Raw genomic sequence first — 17,575 nt, 5'->3', positions numbered from 1 at the left:
AGTGAGGTGCTACGCCGCGTTCTTCTTGCGCATCCGATCGATCAGGGCGTCTTCCCAATAAGAGAGACTGCCGAGGCCGAGCGCGACCGCATTGGCGCGGCGGTAGTACATGTGGCAGTCGAACTCCCAGGTGAAACCCATGCCGCCATGGACCTGGATGTTGTTCTTGGCGCAGTGCTGGAACGCCTGCGTGGCGCTGATCCGCGCGGCGGCGGCCGCTTCCGGCAGTTCGCCGGCATTGGTCGAGAGCGCCCACGCGCCGTAATAGCAATTCGAGCGTGCCAAGGTCGCCGACACATACATGTCGGCGAGCATATGCTTGACCGCCTGGAACGAGCCGATCGGACGGCCGAAGGCGATGCGATCGAGCGCGTAGTCGCGGCCCATCTCCAGCGCGCGGTCGGCGCCGCCGACCTGCTCGAACGCCATCAGGACGGCGGCGCGATCGAGCACCTGGGTGATGACGCCCCAGCCTTCGCCGGCCGCCCCGAGCGGCTCGGCCTTGGCGTCCTTGAAGGTGATCTCGGCCTGGCCACGGGTGAGATCGATATTGGTCAACGGCTTGACGTCGACGCCACCGGACTTGAGGTCGACGATGAACAGCGAGATGTCGGACTCGCGTCCGCTGGAGCCGGTGCGCGCGGCGACGACCGCGAAATCGGCGATCGCACCATCCGGAACCGGCTTCTTGACGCCGTTGAGCACGCCGCCATTGGCTGCAAGTTTGATCGCCTTCGGCGACGGATTGCCCTTGCCCTCGAACAGCGCCAGCGTGCCAATCGCCTCACCGGAGGCGATCTTCGGCAGCCATTTCTGCTTCTGCGCGTCCGAGCCTGCGATCAGGATCGCCTCGGCGGCGAGATAGACGGTGGATGAGAACGGAACCGGCGCCAGCGCACGGCCCATTTCCTCCGCGATCACGCAGAGCTCGAGATGGCCCGCGCCGGCGCCGCCGAACTGTTCGGGGATCGCAACGCCGAGGAAGCCCATCTCGGCAAGGCCCTTCCAGAGCGCCTTGTCGTAGGCGGCCTTGCCGTCGAGCACCTCGCGCACGGCCTTCGGCGGGCATTTCTCGGAGAGGAATTTCCGCGCCTCGTCGCGCATCTGCTTCTGTTCGTCGGAGAAATCGAAATTCATGGCGGCTACCTTTTTCTTGGTGTCATTTATTTGCCGTCATTCCGGGGCGCGCGAAGCGCGAGCCCGGAATCCATTGAGCCGCAGGTCATGCGGCCTGATGGATTCCGGGCCTGCGCCTTGCGGCGCATCCCGGAATGACGAGTGGAGAGAGTGTTGCTTCATCACAGCACAATCACCTCATCGCCTGGTCTGTCTGCGTAAAGCTTCTCGACCAGATCGGCGCGGCGCTCCAGGCCAGCGCGCTGGTTGATGTAGCCCTTGTCGGTGAGTTCGTTGCCGTCGATCGACGGCGGCTCGACCATCAGCATCGCACGCGCGATGCGCATGCTGCTGCCGGTGGTCGAGGAATTGTGCGCCTGCAGGCCCTTCCTGAGGCAGGCAACCACCTCGGGATGTCCGATCACGTCCTGATAGCTCGCATCGGCATTGCCGACGATTTGGCGGCACGCATGCAGGTTTGGCCAGCACAGCAGGCCAATGAACGGAAGATCCTGGCCTGCAACCAGCGCGTCATGCATCACCGGTGTCGCGGCCGCGATTGCGTCGGTGCGCAGCGAGCCGACATGGACGAAGGTGCCGGTCGTCAGTTTGAAATCCTCGACCACGCGGCCGGCGAAGATGATGCCCTGCAGCGGATCTTCGGGGGCGACGAACAGGCCGGCGTCGCCGATGCAGTAATAGCCCTCCTCGTCGAACATCTTCTTCGTCAGTTCAGGCTGGCCGAAATAACCTGGCGTGACGTTGATGCCGCGCAGCCGCAATTCGTATTTCGAGCCGCACGGCACCATCTTCAGTTCGACGCCGGGGAACGGCAGGCCGATCAGACCGACGCGCTCGGTGTCCCAATAGGTGCCGGTCGAGGTCGGCGCGGTCTCGGTCGAGCCCCAGCCGGTGTAGAACACGATGCGTTCGCCGGTGGTCTTTACCGCCAGCGCCTGCATGCGGTCGTAGAGATCGTCAGGCAGCCGCGCGCCGCCATAGGCCATGATCGAGAGGTTCTTGAAGAAGCTCTCGCACAGCGCGTCGTCCTTCTCCATCGCCGCGGCGAGCGCCGCATAGCCGGCCGGGACATTGGCGTAATAGGTCGGCGAGACCTCGCGCAGATTCCTGATGGTCTCCTCGAGTTGGCCCGGCAACGGCCGGCCATCGTCGATATAGAGCGTGCCGCCGTCGACCAGCACCGGATTGAATGCGGCGTTGCCACCCATGGTGTGATTCCACGGCATCCAGTCGAGCACAGTCGATACCGGATCACCTGATACACGCGGGCGCACCTGCATCATCATCGCCGCGTTGGCGCACATCATCTCCTGGGTGTTGATGACGGCCTTCGGCATGCCGGTCGAGCCCGAGGTGAACAGCAGCTTGCCGACGGTCTTTGGCGTGATCTTCGCGATTGACTCTTCGACCGTCGCCGTCACCGGCGTCGCCGCGAGATCGGCATAGGCCACGCTCTTGATGCCGTCGCAAGGTCGCAGCACGTGAATGACTGTGATGCCGGTGAGGTCGATCGCCCTCAGGGCCTTCTCGAAGGTCGGGCCGTCCTGCACCATCACGACGGCCGGCTTGATCAGGTTGAACAGGTATTTGAGCTTCAGGTGATCCTGGCTCATCAGCGAATAGGCCGGCGACACCGGCGCCGCTGGCAGGCGCGCCTGCATCGCGGCCTGCGTCATCAGCGCATGCTCGATCGAATTGCCGGAGAGGATCGCGACCGGACGGCCTTCGTCGAGGCCGAGATCGAGCAGGCCTTGCGTCAGCGCATCGACGGTGCGCTTGGCTTCGCCATAGGACAGCTTGCGCCATTGTCTATCGGGGCCGCCGCGCTGCGCCAGCCAGGTTCGCTCCGGCGCCTGCTGTGCCCATTTGGCGAGCGAGGCGGGAATGTGTGTTTCATAGGCCTGCAGCGGAATGCGCGACTTCAGCACGACGGTGCCGTCATCGCGCCGCTCGACCGCGATGTCGCGCGCCAGCCAGTCCACCTTGCGAAAGGCCGGCTTCGTCAGCAGCGCTGCATCCCCATCCATTTTGCGTCTCCCGGAATTTCTCGTCCTTTGCGGATCTTCTGTCAGCGCCTGATATAGACAGGCTTTCGTTTCTCAAGGAAGGCCTTGATGCCCTCCTGGAAATCTTCCGAGCGGCTGCACAGGACCTGATTGCGGTCCTCCATCGCGATGACGGCCTCGATCGAACCAGCATCGACGCTCATATTGAGGCATTCCTTCGACAGCCGAAGGCCCACCGGCGAGGCCGTCATCATCGCGTCGACGTAGGGATTGGCGGCGGTATCGAGATCGGCAGCGTCAACCACTTCGGACACGAGGCCAACGGCAAGCGCGCGATTGGCATGGATGAAGCGGCCGGTGAGGATCAATTCGGAGGCAACGGAGACGCCGACCAGGCGCGGCAGGAAATAGCTGGTGCCGATATCGCAGCCGCCGAGGCCGAGCTTGATGAAGGCGCAGTTCATCCGCGCATTCTTGGCGGCGATGCGGATGTCGGCGGCGAGCGCCAGCGCAAAACCTCCACCGGCGGCGGCGCCCTGCACCAGCGCGATGATCGGCTGCGGGCAACGCCGCATCAGCATCACGATGTCGGCAATGCGCCGCTGCGAGTCGAGCGATTCGGTGACGCCGGGCAGTTCGGTCTGCCCGCCACGGCGGGCCATCGCCTGCTTGAGATCAAGGCCGGCGCAGAAATTGGCGCCCGCGCCCTTGAGCACGACGACACGGGTGTCGCGGTTGCGCTGCAGGCCCTGGAAGTAGGTGTTGAGCACGTCGATCAGCGAGGCATCGAGCGCGTTGAGGCTCTCGGGGCGATTGAGCGTGACCCAATCGACCCCGTCGTGATGTTCGATCAGCAGCGGTTGAGACACGCGATTGCTCCTGCTTCTGCAGATGCGGCGTCAATTATTGCGCCCTCTCCCCTTGTGGGAGAGGGCATGTTTGCTGGTCCTCACATACTCGCTTGGGTGAGGGGTCTGTCTCCGCGGATAGAACCCCTCATCCGGCGCTTCGCGCCACCTTCTCCCACAAGGGGAGAAGGGAAGCACAGCGCAGCGCAGCCTGTCGCTACCGCGGCGCCATGCGGATGGCGCCGTCGAGGCGGATGGTTTCGCCGTTGAGCATCGGGTTCTCGACGATATGGACGGCGAGATTGCCGTATTCCGAGGCGTCGCCGAGGCGGGCCGGATGCGGCACCTGGGCGCCGAGGCTCTTGCGGGCTTCCTCGTTGAGGCCCATCAGCAGCGGCGTCAGGAACAGGCCGGGCGCGATGGTGTTGACGCGGATCTTGAGGCTGGCGAGGTCGCGCGCGGCCGGCAGCGTGAGGCCGACGACGCCGCCCTTCGAGGCGGCATAGGCGATCTGGCCGATCTGGCCCTCATAGGCCGCAACCGACGCCGTGTTGATCGCGACGCCGCGCTCTTCGCCGATCGGGGCCTCGGTCGCCAGACGTTCGGCGAACAGGCGCAGCACGTTGAAGGTGCCGATCAGATTGACGTTGATGATGCGGACGAATTTTTCCAGCGGATAGACGCCGTCCTTGCCGACGACGCGCTGCGAACCGCCGATGCCGGCGCAGTTCATCAGCACGCGCGCGATGCCATGCGCGGCTTCGGCCTTGGCGATCGCAGCTTTGATCTGCTCCTCAGAGGTGACGTCGGCGTGCAGAGCGACGCCGTTCACCTCGGCGGCAACCTTTTCGGCGTTTTCCTTGTTCTGGTCGATGACGCCGATCTTGGCGCCCTTGGCGGCCATGGCGCGGGCGGTCGCGGCGCCGAGGCCGGAGCCACCGCCGGTGATGAGAACGGCAACGTCTTTCAACTGCATTTTGATAGCCTTTCCTTGGGCGTTTCTTCTCTAGACTTCGAACTTCCTATTCGGCCGCGGCGGCCGCCGTTTCATTTTTCGGATTGAGCATGCCGCCAAAAATCAGCGCTTCCATATGCTTGATGTAATCGCGGCAGACTTCGTCGGTGACCGGACCGACGCCGACCGCACGCGACATCGCGTGGCGGGCGAAGAACAAATGATCGCAGGCGCCGATCAGGCTGGTGTAGAACAGCACCGGATCGACATTGCGAAACTCACCAGCCTTGACGCCCTCGGCGAGTAGGCGGCGATGAAACTCCAAGAGCGGCGCGACGAAGAATTTCGACACCTCGTCGGCGGCGTCAGGCGTGCTCTCATGCAGCAGATAGTGGATCAGCCGGTTCATATAAGGGAACTGACGATAGGCGCGGATGATGCCGCCGATATGCAGCCGCAGCTTCGCGGTCGGCGTGATCGGTTGCGCCAAGAGATAGTCGAGCTGGGACATTTCGGTCGCGGCATCGCGCGCGAGCAGCGCCAGCAACAGCCCGTCCTTGTTGCCGAAATGATATTTCACCAGGGCGGCGTTGACGCCGGACTTCTGCGCGATGTCGGACAGCGAGACCTCGATCGAGGCGCGCTCGATCATCAGCTCGCTGGCTGCGACCAATAGCTTTTCGGCGGTGGCATTTTTGCCGGCCGGAAGTCTCGTCGGTACGCTGGTATTCAACTGCGCTCTGGCCTTTGCGGGGAAATCGAGGCCGCACATAAGCCCATGGCGGGGCTGCACTCAAGAGTTAATTGATTGATTGACTAAACGCGGAGCCGTCCCTTAAATCCGGCCCAACTTCAAAAGCATTCAATCCAGAACGTCAGGGAGATCAGACATGGCCGAGGCATATATCGTCGCCGCCGCTCGCACCGCGGGCGGCCGCAAGGGAGGGCGTCTTGCCGGCTGGCATCCGGCCGATCTGGCCGCGACCGTGCTCGATGCGCTGGTCGAACGCTCCGGCGCCGACCCGGCGCAGATCGAGGACGTGATCATGGGCTGCGTGATGCAAGCCGGCGAGCAGTCCAACAACATCGCACGCAACGCGGTGATGGCCTCGAAACTGCCCGAGAGCGTGCCCGCGACCTCGATCGACCGTCAGTGCGGCTCCTCGCAACAGGCGCTGCACTTCGCGGCACAGGCGGTGATGAGCGGCACCATGGACTGCGTGATCGCTGCCGGCGTGGAATCGATGACGCGCGTGCCGATGGGGCTGGCCTCGCAGCTACCGGCCAAGAACGGCTTTGGCCACTACAAGAGCCCCGGCATCGAGGCGAAATATCCCAACATCATGTTCAGCCAGTTCACCGGCGCGGAGATGATGGCCGAGAAGTACGGCCTGTCGAAGGACGAGCTCGATGAATATTCCTACAACAGCCATCAGCGTGCGATCGCGGCAACCCAGGCCGGTGCCTTCAAGGATGAGATCGTGCCGCTGACGATCACCCGCGCCGACGGCTCGACCGACACCCATCATATCGACGAAGGCATCCGCTTCGACGTCAGCCTCGACGGCATCAAGGGCGTCAAGCTGATCGCCGAGAACGGCAAGCTCTCTGCCGCCAGCGCCAGCCAGATCTGCGACGGCGCCTCCGGCGTGATGGTCGTCAACGAAAAGGGCCTCAAGGCGCTCGGCGTCAAGCCGATGGCGCGCATCCACCATTTGACCATGATGGGCGGCGATCCCGTCATCATGCTGGAAGCGCCGCTGCCGGCGACCCAGCGCGCGCTGCAGAAGGCCGGCATGTCGGTCGACGACATCGACCTGTTCGAGGTCAACGAGGCCTTTGCCTCGGTGCCGACCGCGTGGCTGAAGACGACAGGCGCCGATCCGGCGCGCCTGAACGTCAATGGCGGCGCGATCGCACTCGGCCATCCGCTCGGCGGCAGCGGCACCAAGCTGATGACGACGCTGCTGCACGCCCTCAAGCAGCGCAACAAGCGCTACGGCCTGCAGACCATGTGCGAGGGCGGCGGCATGGCGAATGTGACGATCGTCGAGCGGCTGTAAGTCGCTTTAGATGAGGCCGTAGGAGCCTCCACACAAAAGCTTTCGTCCCTGCGAAAGCAGGGACCCATAACCACAAATGTTCGTGGTCAGGCCAAGCTGGGGCCCCAGCCAGCACAATAATAAAAATCTGTGGTTATGGGTCCCTGCTTTCGCAGGGACGACCACTTCCTTGAGGAAACGTCCGTGACCCATCCGTCCATCCACGCGCGCAACCATCCCGACAAGATCGCCTACCAGATGGCGGGCAGTGGCAAGTCCATCACCTATCGCGAGCTCGACGAGCTCTCAAACCAGGGCGCACATCTGTTCCGTTCGCTCGGGCTCAAGCCCGGTGATCACATCGCGCTGCTGATGGAAAACCGTCTGGCCTTCATGGAGATCTGCTGGGCGGCGCAGCGCTCAGGGCTGTATTACACCGCGATCAGCCGCTACCTGACGCAGGACGAGATCGCCTACATCATCAGGGATTGCGGCGCGAAGGTTTTCATCACCACGCCGAAATGCGCCGACCAGGTGAAGGGGGTCGTCAAGGGCGAGCCGGGCGAACCGCTGTTCTACATGATGGACGAGCCAGCGCCGGGCTTCCGCTGCTACGACAAGGAGGCTGCCGCGCAGCCGACGACCCCTGTTACCGATGAGGTCGCGGGCTACGACATGCTCTATTCGTCGGGAACCACCGGTCGGCCCAAGGGCATCAAGAAGGATTTTGAAGCCAACCGGATCGACGTGCCGAACCCGTTCCTGCGCATCCTCTGCGCCGACATGTGCGGCATGAATGCCGACAGCATCTATCTGTCACCGGCGCCGCTCTATCATGCAGCTCCCTTGCGTTTCAACATGATGGCGATCACGCTCGGCGGCACCTCGGTGATCATGGAATCCTTCGACGCCGAGGAGTTTTTGAAGCAGGCCGAGAAGCACAAGATCACCCAGTCGCAGCTGGTGCCGACCATGTTCGTGCGGATGCTGAAACTGCCGGATGACATCCGCACCCGCTACAACGTCTCCTCGCTGAAGGGCGCGATCCACGCCGCGGCGCCCTGCCCGGTCGATGTGAAAGCGAAGATGATCGACTGGTGGGGGCCGATCCTGATCGAGTATTATGCCGGCTCCGAAGGCAACGGCGTTACCGTCTCGACCTCGCAGCAATGGCTGACGCATCGCGGCACCGTCGGCCGCGCCGTGGTCGGCAAAGTCAAGATACTGGACGAGAACGACCAGGAAGCGCCGACCGGCCAGATCGGCCAGGTCTATTTCGCCGACGCGCCTGTTTTCGCGTATCACAACGATCCCGAGAAGACGAAGAAGGCCTACAATGCCAGGGGCTGGTCCACGCTCGGCGACGTCGGCTATCTCGACGACGAAGGCTTCCTCTACCTCACCGACCGCAAGAGCTACATGATCATCTCCGGCGGCGTGAACATCTATCCGCAGGAAACCGAGGACGTGCTGATCACGCACCCCTCCGTGGCCGACGTCGCGGTGTTCGGCGTGCCGAACGAGGAGATGGGCGAAGAGGTCAAAGCCGTGGTGCAGCCGCACGACATGGCGAAGGCCGGCAAGGAGCTCGAAGCCGAGCTGATTTTGTTTTGCCGCAAGCATTTGTCACCGATCAAATGCCCGAAGAGCGTCGATTTCGAAGCTGAGTTGCCAAGGACGCCCACGGGCAAGCTGGTGAAGCGGCATCTGCGCGATCGCTATTGGCCGAAGGCGAAGGCGTAATCTGACCTGCGGACCTACAGCGAAGCTGCTGGCTCGCAGGCGGCGGATGACGTGGCGCGCAGATGCAATTGCCCGCGCTGCCCGGAGGCCGTGGTGGTCCATTGCGCATCGATCCGCTGCAGGTCGTCCGACAGCTTTCCGCGATGACTGCCATCGGTCTCGAACGAACCGCTACCCTCAGGCGACCGCTCAAAGATCTCGATCTGCAGGTCGGACAATCTGACGAACATCCGAACTCTTATCTTGGTCACCTGGCGGCCGGCCTCATATGAACCGCAGCCCAGCGCTTCGGCATTTTGCTCGTTCAAGGCACGCACCGAGTCGAAGGTGATGACGAGGTTTTGTACCGTCTTGTCGCCGTCCCACTGGAACTCGCCGATATAGGCGCGCGGCAGCTTGTCAGTTAGGTCCTTGATGTCAGCCGCACGGACGACCGAAGCCAACAGCAGGCTTCCGGCCACGATCGTCGCACCAAGGCAGGAAACCCAGCCCGGCAGCTTTGCGATCCCTGCGCGACGCATGCGACATGCATCCTTTGAACAATGTTGCTATCGTTCGACCAAGCATAGGTAGCATCCGGCGGCCGCCTGCGTACAGTCAAGTGCGCGGTATCTGCGGCGACCTTGATTTAGGTAACTTGGATTCAGGTAACTTGCACGATGGAAGCCCTCCCCGATATCCCGCTCCCCGCCACCATCCGCTCGCGCTATGTCGACGGTATCAACGGCCTGCGCATGCATGTGCTGGAGGCGGGCTTCGAAACGCCTGGCCGGCCCAGCGTGTTGCTGCTGCACGGGTTTCCCGAGCTGGCATTTTCCTGGCGCAAGGTGATGCCTGACCTGGCTGCGGCCGGTTATCACGTGATTGCGCCGGACCAGCGCGGTTACGGCCGCACCACGGGATGGAGCGCCGATTACGACGGCGATCTTGCACCGTTCCGGCTGCCGAACATGGTCCGCGACGCGCTCGGGCTGGTGGCGGCGTTCGGCTACAAGCACGTCGATGCGGTGATCGGGCATGATGCCGGGTCGTCGGTCGCGACGTGGTGCGCGTTGATCCGGCCCGATGTGTTCCGCGCTGTCGTGATGATGAGTGCGCCGTTCGCCGGGCCGCCGTCGCTGCCGTTCAACATTGCGAATGCGCCGGCAAAGCCCGCTACGGAGGATCCCGTGCATCGCGAGCTGGCGGCGCTGCCGCGGCCGCGCAAGCATTATCAATGGTATTACTCGACGCGCCCGGCCAATGGCGAGATGCACGGCGCGCCACAGGGCGTACACGACTTCCTGCGCGCATACTATCATCACAAGAGCGCGGACTGGACCGACAACAAGCCGTATCCGCTGCAATCATGGTCGGCGGGTGAGCTGGCAAAGCTGCCGACCTATTACGTCATGGACTTTGCGAAAGACATGGCGGCAACCGTTGCCGAGGAGATGCCGTCGCGCGAAGCGATCGCGGCCAACAAGTGGCTACCGGATCACGATCTCGCCTATTACAGCGCAGAGTACCAACGCACCGGATTCCAGGGCGGCCTGCAATGGTATCGCTGCGGCACCTCGGGCGCCTTCACGGGCGAAATGCAGACCTGGAGCGGCCGGACCATCGACCAGCCGTCCGCCTTCATCTCGGGCAAGCAGGATTGGGGCACCTATCAGCGGCCCGGCGTCTTCGAGGCGATGCAGACCAAGGCCTGCACCAACATGATCGGCTGCCATCTCGTCGACGGCGCCGGCCACTGGATACAGCAGGAGCAGCCGGAGCAAGTCAGCCGCCTGCTGCTTCAGTTCCTTAAGCGCACGGCACAATAGGTTCCGACCCTGGCGGGTTTCGGGAACCTTCGGCACGACCTTGCGTTGCGGTCAGCCGGTTCTTCGTCCGGCGAGCTGATCAAGGAGGAGCGACCATGGAAAAGAAGATTGCCGGATTGCTGGGGGCGGTGGCATCGCTCGGGGCGTTCAGCGCCGCGCAAGCTGCGCCGGCGCCAACCGATGTTCTGCAGGCGAATTCCTACGCCGAACTGCTGCAGCCGATCTCGGACGCCTCGGCAAAGTTGCAGGCCCTGGACGAGGCCCCGCCGCCGACCATGACCCGCGAGAATGTGCAGCTTGCACAATACCATCATCACCATCATCACCACCACCATCACGCCTACCAACGCCGCTATGTGCCCCGCGTCGTCGTGGTGCCGCGCTATCGGCGCCACCACCATCACCACCACCATCATCATCATCATCACAACATGTACTGAACGCCGGCCACGCGCTCACGATTCGACAACGGGGCCCTCTTGGGCCCCGTTGCTTTGCCGGCAATGATGCGGTCGCGGGCTCAGTCCTGGCGCGCCTTCTCCTTTGCGGCGCGGTGGAGGTGGCGGTAGGTGCCGTCGAACACGGTGTCGGTCGACGACGTCCACTCAGTTCCGGCGGCCAGTTTGGACCGGTTGCTGTAGATACGCCGCGCCTGCAATTCGCGTTCGGCAGCCTCCTCCTCCCCCATCCGCTCGAGCTGAAAATTCGCCTCCTCTGGAATCACGATGATCTGGGCGAACGGTTCGCCCGGACGGAAGATGTGGGTGCGGCCTTCGGCCGGCGCCTTGAACACCGTGAAGAACAGCATCGGCCACCAGTTGCGCACCAGCGCCGGAACCGCGATCGGCACGGTGTCGGTGCGGTCGGTGTAGAAGCGCGGATGCGGCTCGGTCCGGATCGCCATGCCACGCTCGACCTTGAGATCGAGCAGGATCTGGTAGGTGTAGAAGGCATCGCCGAAATTCCGGAATGGCGGCCACTGCAGCCCACTGGCCGGCGGCTCGCCCCAATCGGCATCGAGCTGCAACCGGCCGTCCTGCGTGGTGACACGCAGTTCGAACTCATAGGGATAGAACAGCTCGATCCCGTACTGCGCTCCTTCCGAAAACGGCACGCAGTGCCAGACCTGCTCGCGCGAACCGTCAGCGCGCGGTTCACGGCTGCCGGCCCAGCCCGGAATTTCAAGTTTGGTCCGCCGCGGCGCCAGTCGCGCGTCGTTCAGGCGGTATTTGATCGTGTCCATGGAAATCCCCCAGGCGTGAGCCACAGGAACTCGAACGGGCGGGGGGCCAGCCCGGTTCCATCGCCGATCGCGTTCGGAAAGGCAGCGGCATATCCGGGTTGACCAGAGCACCACCCAAGCATATTAGAATTATTCTAATTCTAAACTGGGTAAAGAAGGCGCTGCCGTGAAGAATTTCGCTGACCTGACCGAGCGCGAGGTGCTGGCCGTCGCGATCGCCTCCGAGGAGGAAGACAGCCGCATCTATATGAGCTTCGCGGAGGATTTGTCCGAACGCTATCCGGATACCGCAAAAATCTTTGAGGAGATGGCCGAGGAGGAGCGCGGCCATCGCCACCGGCTGCTCGAAACCTACGAGCAGCGCTTCGGCCAGAATCTGCCGCCGATCCGCCGCGAGGACGTCAAAGGCTTCCTGCGCCGGCGTCCGGTCTGGCTGACCAAGAACCTGCCGCTCGACACCATCCGCAAGGAAGTCGAGACCATGGAGCTGGAAGCCGAGCGCTTCTACGTCAAGGCTGCCGAGAAGGCCGAGGATGTCGGCGTGCGTCGGCTGCTCGGCGATCTCGCCGAGGAAGAGAAGGGCCACGAGAAGCTGGCGGTCAGATTGACCGGCGACATCCTCAAGCCGGACGTACGCGCCGAGGAAGACCGCACGCGACGGCGCATGTTCGTGTTGCAATATGTCCAGCCGGGCCTCGCCGGATTGATGGACGGTTCGGTGTCGACGCTGGCGCCGCTGTTCGCGGCCGCCTTCGCCACGCATCACAACTGGCAGACCTTCCTGGTCGGCCTCGCCGCATCGATCGGCGCCGGCATCAGCATGGGCTTTGCCGAAGCATTGTCGGACGACGGCTCGCTGACCGGCCGCGGCTCACCCTGGCTGCGCGGCGTGACCTGCGGACTGATGACGACGCTCGGCGGATTGGGCCACACGATTCCGTATCTGGTGCCCGATGCCTGGGCGAACGCGTTCTGGATCGCGACCGCGATCGCCGGGGTCGTCGTGTTCTTCGAATTGTGGGCGATCGCCTTCATCCGCTCGCGCTACATGGACACGCCATTCCTGCAGGCGGTGTTCCAGATCGTGCTCGGCGGCGCGATCGTGCTTGCTGTCGGGATATTGATCGGCGCAGCATAGAGCAGATCGAGCGCCGAGATGCGAAGCCACCGCCAACATCGATACCTGGCCAGTACAGCATTGATCGTGCTGGCTACGCTCGGACGCAGCGGTGGCGCGAAGGCCACCGATGAGATCCAGGTTTACAATGCCAGCATCGCCGACCCTGGCCAGTTCACCATCCAGCAGCACCTCAACTACGTCGGCATCGGGCAGAAGGATCCGCCGTTTCCCGGCGGCTTTCCCTCCAACCACAGCCTCAACGGCACGCCGGAATTTGCCTATGGCATGACCGACTGGTGGGAGCTCGGGCTCTATCTGCCGTTTGCCGTGCAGGACAACCAGTTCCTGTCCGACGCATTCAAGCTGCGCACGCTGTTCGTCTCGCCGAACGCCGACAAGCACAATTTGTTCTACGGCATCAATTTCGAGCTCAGCTACGAGATGCCGAAATTCGCGCAGACCCGCTGGGGTCTCGAGATCCGGCCGATCATCGGCGTGCGCAATGCGGACTATGAATTCATCGTCAACCCGATCGTCGACGTCGGCTTCGGGAAATATGGCGAAGCGGATTTCGCACCCGCCGTGCGCGTGGCGCGCAGGCTGAAGGACAATGTGTTCGTCGGCCTCGAATATTACGCCGACTTCGGCAAGATCGGCGACTTCAGCCCGCTCGCGCAGCAGCAGCACACGCTGTTCGCGGTGACCGATTTCAAGCTCGGCGAATTCGACGTCAATTTCGGTGTCGGCTACGGCCTGACACCGGCGTCAGACCGTCTGGTCGTCAAGACGATCATCGGCTATGCCTTTCCGGTGCCTGGCAGCAAGGAGAGCACGGAGCGCGCCAGCGCGAACGGCGCCGTCAATCCGATGGCGCATCTGTCGGCACGAAGCACGCCTTACTAGACTAGCGCGAAAACCCTCAGAATCGGCCCGAGAGTCCATGCCCGGTCAGTTGCACTACGGCGCTACCGCAAAGCTGCTGCATTGGGTGATCGTCGCCCTGCTGGCGGTGCAATACCCGATCGGCTGGCTGATGCCGGATATTCACCCCGGCCAGGCGCCCGGTGCAGCGATGACGTTCCACATCTCGTTCGGTATCGTCATCCTTGTTCTCATCGTGGCGCGGTTGATCTGGCGGCTGACGCATCCGGTCGCGCCGGAGAGCTCGCTTCCGCCATGGCAGCGGCTCGGCGCGGAAGCCATGCACTGGATGCTCTATGTCCTCGTCCTGGCGACGACCGTGAGCGGCTGGGTGTTCGCGTCGTTCCGTGGCTGGGCGGTGTCATTCTTCTACATGATGCCGCTTCCGATGCTGGCCTCGGACAACGCAGCGGCGGGCAAGGCGATCGACGGCCTGCACCAGGCTGCGGAATGGTCGCTCCTGGTGCTGATTTGCCTTCACGTTGCCGTGGCGCTGACCCACCTTTTCATCTACCGCGACCACGTCATGCAGCGCATGCTTCCGAAATAGGGAAGCCCACGCAATCGCGATCAAGCCAGCCTTGCCCGCCCGCTCCATTCTGAGCATGATCAAGCCCAAACAATGGAGCAAGCCGTGGCCAAATCACAATGGAGTTTCAAGACCGCCGTCGAACTGTCGGCGGCGCTGAAGGCAAGGCAGGTCTCGGCGGTCGAACTGGCCGAGGACGCGATCGGCCGCATCGAACGTCACGACAGCAAGATCAACGCGGTTTGCGTGCGCGATTTCGAGCGCGGCCTGACGGCTGCGCGCGCTGCTGATGTCGCGATCGCGCGCGGCGAGCACAAGCCGCTGCTCGGCATCCCGATGACCGTGAAGGAATCCTTCAACGTCGCGGGACTGCCGACGACCTGGGGGAACCCGTCCCAAAGGGATTTCACGCCGGCGGAGGACGCGCTCTCGACCGCGCGGGTCAAGGACGCGGGCGGCGTCATCCTCGGCAAGGCCAACGTGCCGCTCAACCTCGCCGACTGGCAGAGCTATAACGACGTCTACGGCACCACCAACAATCCCTACGATCTCGGCCGAACCCCGGGCGGCTCCTCCGGCGGATCGTCGGCAGCACTCGCGGCGGGTTATGGCGCGCTGTCGCTCGGCTCCGACATCGGCGGTTCGCTGCGCGTGCCGGCGTTTCATTGCGGCGTCTACGCTCACAAGCCGACCTTCGCGCTGTTGCCGTCGCGCGGCCACACGCCGCCGCCCTTGCCGCCATTGCCGCTCGACCGCGATCTCGCCGTGATCGGCCCGATGGCCCGCGGCGCGGCCGATCTCTCGCTGCTGCTCGACGTGATGGCCGGCCCCGATCCGCTGGAAGCCGGCAAGGCCTACAAGCTCGAGCTGCCGGCGGCGCGCCACACGAGCCTCAAGGATTTCAGGGTCCTCGTCATCGACACCGATCCGGTGCTGCCGACCGACAAGGCAGTCCGCGGCACGATCGACAAGCTCGCCAGCAATCTCGACAAGGCCGGCGCCAAGGTGTCGCGCGCGAGCCCGCTGCTGCCGGATTTCGCGGTGTCTTCGCGGCTCTATATGCGGCTGCTGCTATCGTTCCTCGGCGCGACCTTCCCGCCGGAGGTCTATGCCGGCGCATGCGCGGCGGCGGCGGCACTGCCGGCCAGCGACACCAGCCTGCACGCCGAGCGGCTGCGCGGCATCGCGCTCAGCCATCGTGACTGGGTGATCGCCGATGGCGGCCGCGCCCGGCTCCGCGCGCAATGGCGGGAGCTGTTCAAATCGTTCGACGCGGTGATCTGCCCGATCATGCCGACCCCGGCCTATCGGCAGGACCAGTCACCCGACCAGGAGCAGCGGCGAATCCTGATCGATGGCGAACCGCACGTCTACACCGACCAGCTCGTCTGGCCCGGCATCGCGACCTTGCCCGGCCTGCCTGCAACCGCGATCCCGACCGGCTTTGCACCCGATGGATTGCCGGTCGGCGTGCAGATCGTCGGTCCCTGGCTGGAAGACCGCACGCCGCTGAAGCTCGCCGAGCTGATCGAGCGCGAATTCGGCGGGTTCGTGCCGCCGAAGATGTTTGATGATTGAGTGAGCCGCGCCGTCATTGCGAGCCAACGGGTCGCGCGAATGCGCGCCCGATGATAAACTCCGCGAAGCAATCCATATATCCGCATGCACGGATGCAATGGATTGCATCGTCGCTTCGCTCCTCGCAATGACGAGGGAGAGATCGGGAGGAAACAACAATGAGCAAAGACCTCGAAGAACTCACAAAACTCAACAAGGACTATGTCGACTCCGTGCAGAACTGCGACGTCAAGCGCTTCGACGAGATCCTGGCGCAGGATTTCTACTGCAGCAATCCCGACAAGAGCCTGGTCGACCGCGCCGGCTTCCTGAAGCAGACCGCGATCCCGGTGAAGATCAAGGGACTAAAAGCCGAAGACGTTAAAATCCGCATCCTCGGCGATTTCGCGATCATCCACGCGCAGACCAGTTACATCGGCGCAGACGGTGAGCAGGCCCACGGCCGCTACACTGATTGCTGGGCCAGGCAGAACGGCAAATGGTTTGCGGTATCCGCGCACGTCGCGCGGTAGGCCTCCACTGTCGTCCTGGCGAAGGCTAACTATCGAACATGATCACGCTGCGCAGCGTCTTGCCGGCCTTCATGTTGGCAAAACCCTCGTTGATCTCGCTTAGCTTCAGCTTGGCCGAGATCCAGTCCTCGAGGTGCAGCTTGCCGCGCATGTAGAAGTCGATGAGGCGGGGCATGTCGACGCGGAAATGGTTGGAGCCCATCGACGAGCCCTGAATGCGCTTCTCGCGCAGGAAGTCGAAACCGTGCAGCTCGATCTTCTGGCCGAACGGGATCATGCCGACGATGGTCGCGGTGCCGCCGGGCGCGAGCATGCCGAACGCCTGTTCGGCGGTTTCCTTGCGGCCGAGCACCTCGAAGGAATGCTGCACGCCGCCGCCGGTCAACTCGCGCACCTGCTGGACGACGTCACCGCGCGCGGGATCGACGATGTCGGTGGCGCCGAGTTTCGTGGCGAGCTGCAGCTTGGCTGGATTGGTGTCGATCGCGATGATGCGGCCGGCGCCGGCGATCTGCGCGCCGTTGATCGCGGCCATGCCGACACCGCCGCAGCCGATCACAGCCACGGTTTCGCCGGCGGTCACTTTCGCCGTGTTCACCACGGCGCCATAGCCGGTGATGACGCCGCAGCCGATCAGCGCGGCGAGATCGAGCGGCATCTCCTTCTTGATCTTCACGATGGCGTTCTCGTGCACCAGCATCTGCTCGGCGAACGACGAGAGGTTGAGGAACTGGTGGAGCTTCTCCGACCGGCTCCAGGACAGCCGGTTGGACGCGCCGGGCAGCATCTTCACCGTGGTGTCGGTGCACAGCACGGTGCGCCCGGTGGTGCAATTGTCGCAGGTGCCGCAGAATACCGAGAGACACGTGACGACGTGGTCGCCGGGCTTCACATAGTTGACGTCAGAGCCGACCTTCTCGACCACGCCGGCCGATTCATGGCCGAGCACGGCCGGCAGCGGGTGCGGATAGAGCCCCTCCATAAAGTGCAGGTCGGAATGGCAGAGACCCGCGACCGCAGTGCGGATCAGGACCTCGCGCGGCCCCGGATTGGGCACGCTGACATCTTCGATCACCAGCGGCTTGTTGACTTCATGCAGGACGGCGGCCTTCATCGGGATCTCCCTTGGTGTT

The 17,575-nt window shown here is 63.6% G+C and carries 17 protein-coding genes; 9 read left to right on the top strand and 8 right to left on the bottom strand.

The window, feature by feature from the left end; genetic code table 11:
- Window positions 1-9 precede the first annotated feature (9 nt).
- The 5 genes from UP09_RS34165 to UP09_RS34145 form a co-directional block, all read right to left on the bottom strand.
- A complete protein-coding gene (locus tag UP09_RS34165; protein WP_044542817.1) occupies window positions 10-1,137 on the bottom strand; it encodes an acyl-CoA dehydrogenase family protein in 1,128 nt (375 codons plus the stop codon).
- 161 nt (window positions 1,138-1,298) lie between these two features.
- Entirely contained in the window at window positions 1,299-3,164 is a 1,866-nt protein-coding gene (locus tag UP09_RS34160) for an AMP-binding protein (RefSeq protein ID WP_044542816.1), read from the bottom strand.
- 41 nt (window positions 3,165-3,205) lie between these two features.
- Window positions 3,206-4,012: an enoyl-CoA hydratase/isomerase family protein gene (locus UP09_RS34155; RefSeq protein ID WP_044542815.1), complete on the bottom strand. Its 807-nt coding sequence runs from the start codon at window positions 4,010-4,012 to the stop codon at window positions 3,206-3,208.
- A 196-nt stretch (window positions 4,013-4,208) separates the two neighbouring features.
- Window positions 4,209-4,967, bottom strand: a complete 759-nt coding sequence (locus UP09_RS34150; RefSeq protein WP_044542814.1) for an SDR family NAD(P)-dependent oxidoreductase — start codon at window positions 4,965-4,967, stop codon at window positions 4,209-4,211.
- Window positions 4,968-5,013: 46 nt separating this feature from the next.
- A complete protein-coding gene (locus tag UP09_RS34145; protein ID WP_156164924.1) occupies window positions 5,014-5,718 on the bottom strand; it encodes a TetR family transcriptional regulator in 705 nt (234 codons plus the stop codon).
- Between the two features lie 118 nt (window positions 5,719-5,836).
- On the opposite strand from UP09_RS34145, the gene UP09_RS34140 reads away from it, so the two are divergent.
- Entirely contained in the window at window positions 5,837-7,009 is a 1,173-nt protein-coding gene (locus UP09_RS34140) for an acetyl-CoA C-acetyltransferase (RefSeq protein WP_044542813.1), read from the top strand.
- Between the two features lie 183 nt (window positions 7,010-7,192).
- A complete protein-coding gene (locus UP09_RS34135; RefSeq protein ID WP_044542812.1) occupies window positions 7,193-8,731 on the top strand; it encodes an acyl-CoA synthetase in 1,539 nt (512 codons plus the stop codon).
- A gap of 14 nt (window positions 8,732-8,745) precedes the next feature.
- On the opposite strand, the gene UP09_RS34130 is transcribed toward UP09_RS34135, so the two are convergent.
- Window positions 8,746-9,252, bottom strand: coding sequence for a hypothetical protein (locus tag UP09_RS34130; RefSeq protein WP_044542811.1), 507 nt, complete (start codon window positions 9,250-9,252; stop codon window positions 8,746-8,748).
- A gap of 138 nt (window positions 9,253-9,390) precedes the next feature.
- Here UP09_RS34130 and UP09_RS34125 point away from each other — a divergent pair, with 138 nt between their 5' ends.
- On the top strand, window positions 9,391-10,539 hold the full coding sequence (locus tag UP09_RS34125; protein WP_044542810.1) for an alpha/beta hydrolase: 1,149 nt from the start codon (window positions 9,391-9,393) through the stop codon (window positions 10,537-10,539).
- Between the two features lie 95 nt (window positions 10,540-10,634).
- A complete protein-coding gene (locus UP09_RS34120; RefSeq protein ID WP_044542809.1) occupies window positions 10,635-10,979 on the top strand; it encodes a hypothetical protein in 345 nt (114 codons plus the stop codon).
- An 80-nt stretch (window positions 10,980-11,059) separates the two neighbouring features.
- Here the strand turns inward: UP09_RS34120 and UP09_RS34115 are convergent, their stop codons facing one another.
- A complete protein-coding gene (locus UP09_RS34115; RefSeq protein ID WP_044542808.1) occupies window positions 11,060-11,782 on the bottom strand; it encodes a hypothetical protein in 723 nt (240 codons plus the stop codon).
- A 166-nt stretch (window positions 11,783-11,948) separates the two neighbouring features.
- Between UP09_RS34115 and mbfA the strand changes: the two genes are divergently transcribed.
- The 5 genes from mbfA (at window position 11,949) to UP09_RS34090 (ending at window position 16,442) form a co-directional block, all read left to right on the top strand.
- Entirely contained in the window at window positions 11,949-12,920 is a 972-nt protein-coding gene (mbfA, locus tag UP09_RS34110) for an iron exporter MbfA (protein WP_044542807.1), read from the top strand.
- 66 nt (window positions 12,921-12,986) lie between these two features.
- Entirely contained in the window at window positions 12,987-13,805 is an 819-nt protein-coding gene (locus UP09_RS34105; protein WP_245302365.1) for a hypothetical protein, read from the top strand.
- 37 nt (window positions 13,806-13,842) lie between these two features.
- The gene (locus UP09_RS34100) at window positions 13,843-14,373 is read left to right on the top strand and encodes a cytochrome b (protein ID WP_044542806.1); all 531 of its coding nucleotides are present in this window, start codon (window positions 13,843-13,845) and stop codon (window positions 14,371-14,373) included.
- A gap of 84 nt (window positions 14,374-14,457) precedes the next feature.
- Window positions 14,458-15,930: an amidase gene (locus UP09_RS34095; protein WP_044543165.1), complete on the top strand. Its 1,473-nt coding sequence runs from the start codon at window positions 14,458-14,460 to the stop codon at window positions 15,928-15,930.
- A gap of 158 nt (window positions 15,931-16,088) precedes the next feature.
- Window positions 16,089-16,442, top strand: coding sequence for a nuclear transport factor 2 family protein (locus UP09_RS34090; protein WP_044542805.1), 354 nt, complete (start codon window positions 16,089-16,091; stop codon window positions 16,440-16,442).
- A 25-nt stretch (window positions 16,443-16,467) separates the two neighbouring features.
- Here UP09_RS34090 and UP09_RS34085 read toward each other — a convergent pair whose 3' ends face one another.
- Window positions 16,468-17,556 (bottom strand): Zn-dependent alcohol dehydrogenase, encoded by a 1,089-nt coding sequence (locus UP09_RS34085; protein WP_044542804.1) that lies wholly within the window; start codon window positions 17,554-17,556, stop codon window positions 16,468-16,470.
- Window positions 17,557-17,575 lie beyond the last annotated feature (19 nt).

Source organism: Bradyrhizobium sp. LTSP885 (assembly GCF_000938305.1).
In the GTDB taxonomy this organism is placed as follows: domain Bacteria; phylum Pseudomonadota; class Alphaproteobacteria; order Rhizobiales; family Xanthobacteraceae; genus Bradyrhizobium.
Note: the sequence above shows the minus strand (reverse complement) of the source record. Positions and strands in the feature narration are given on the sequence as shown.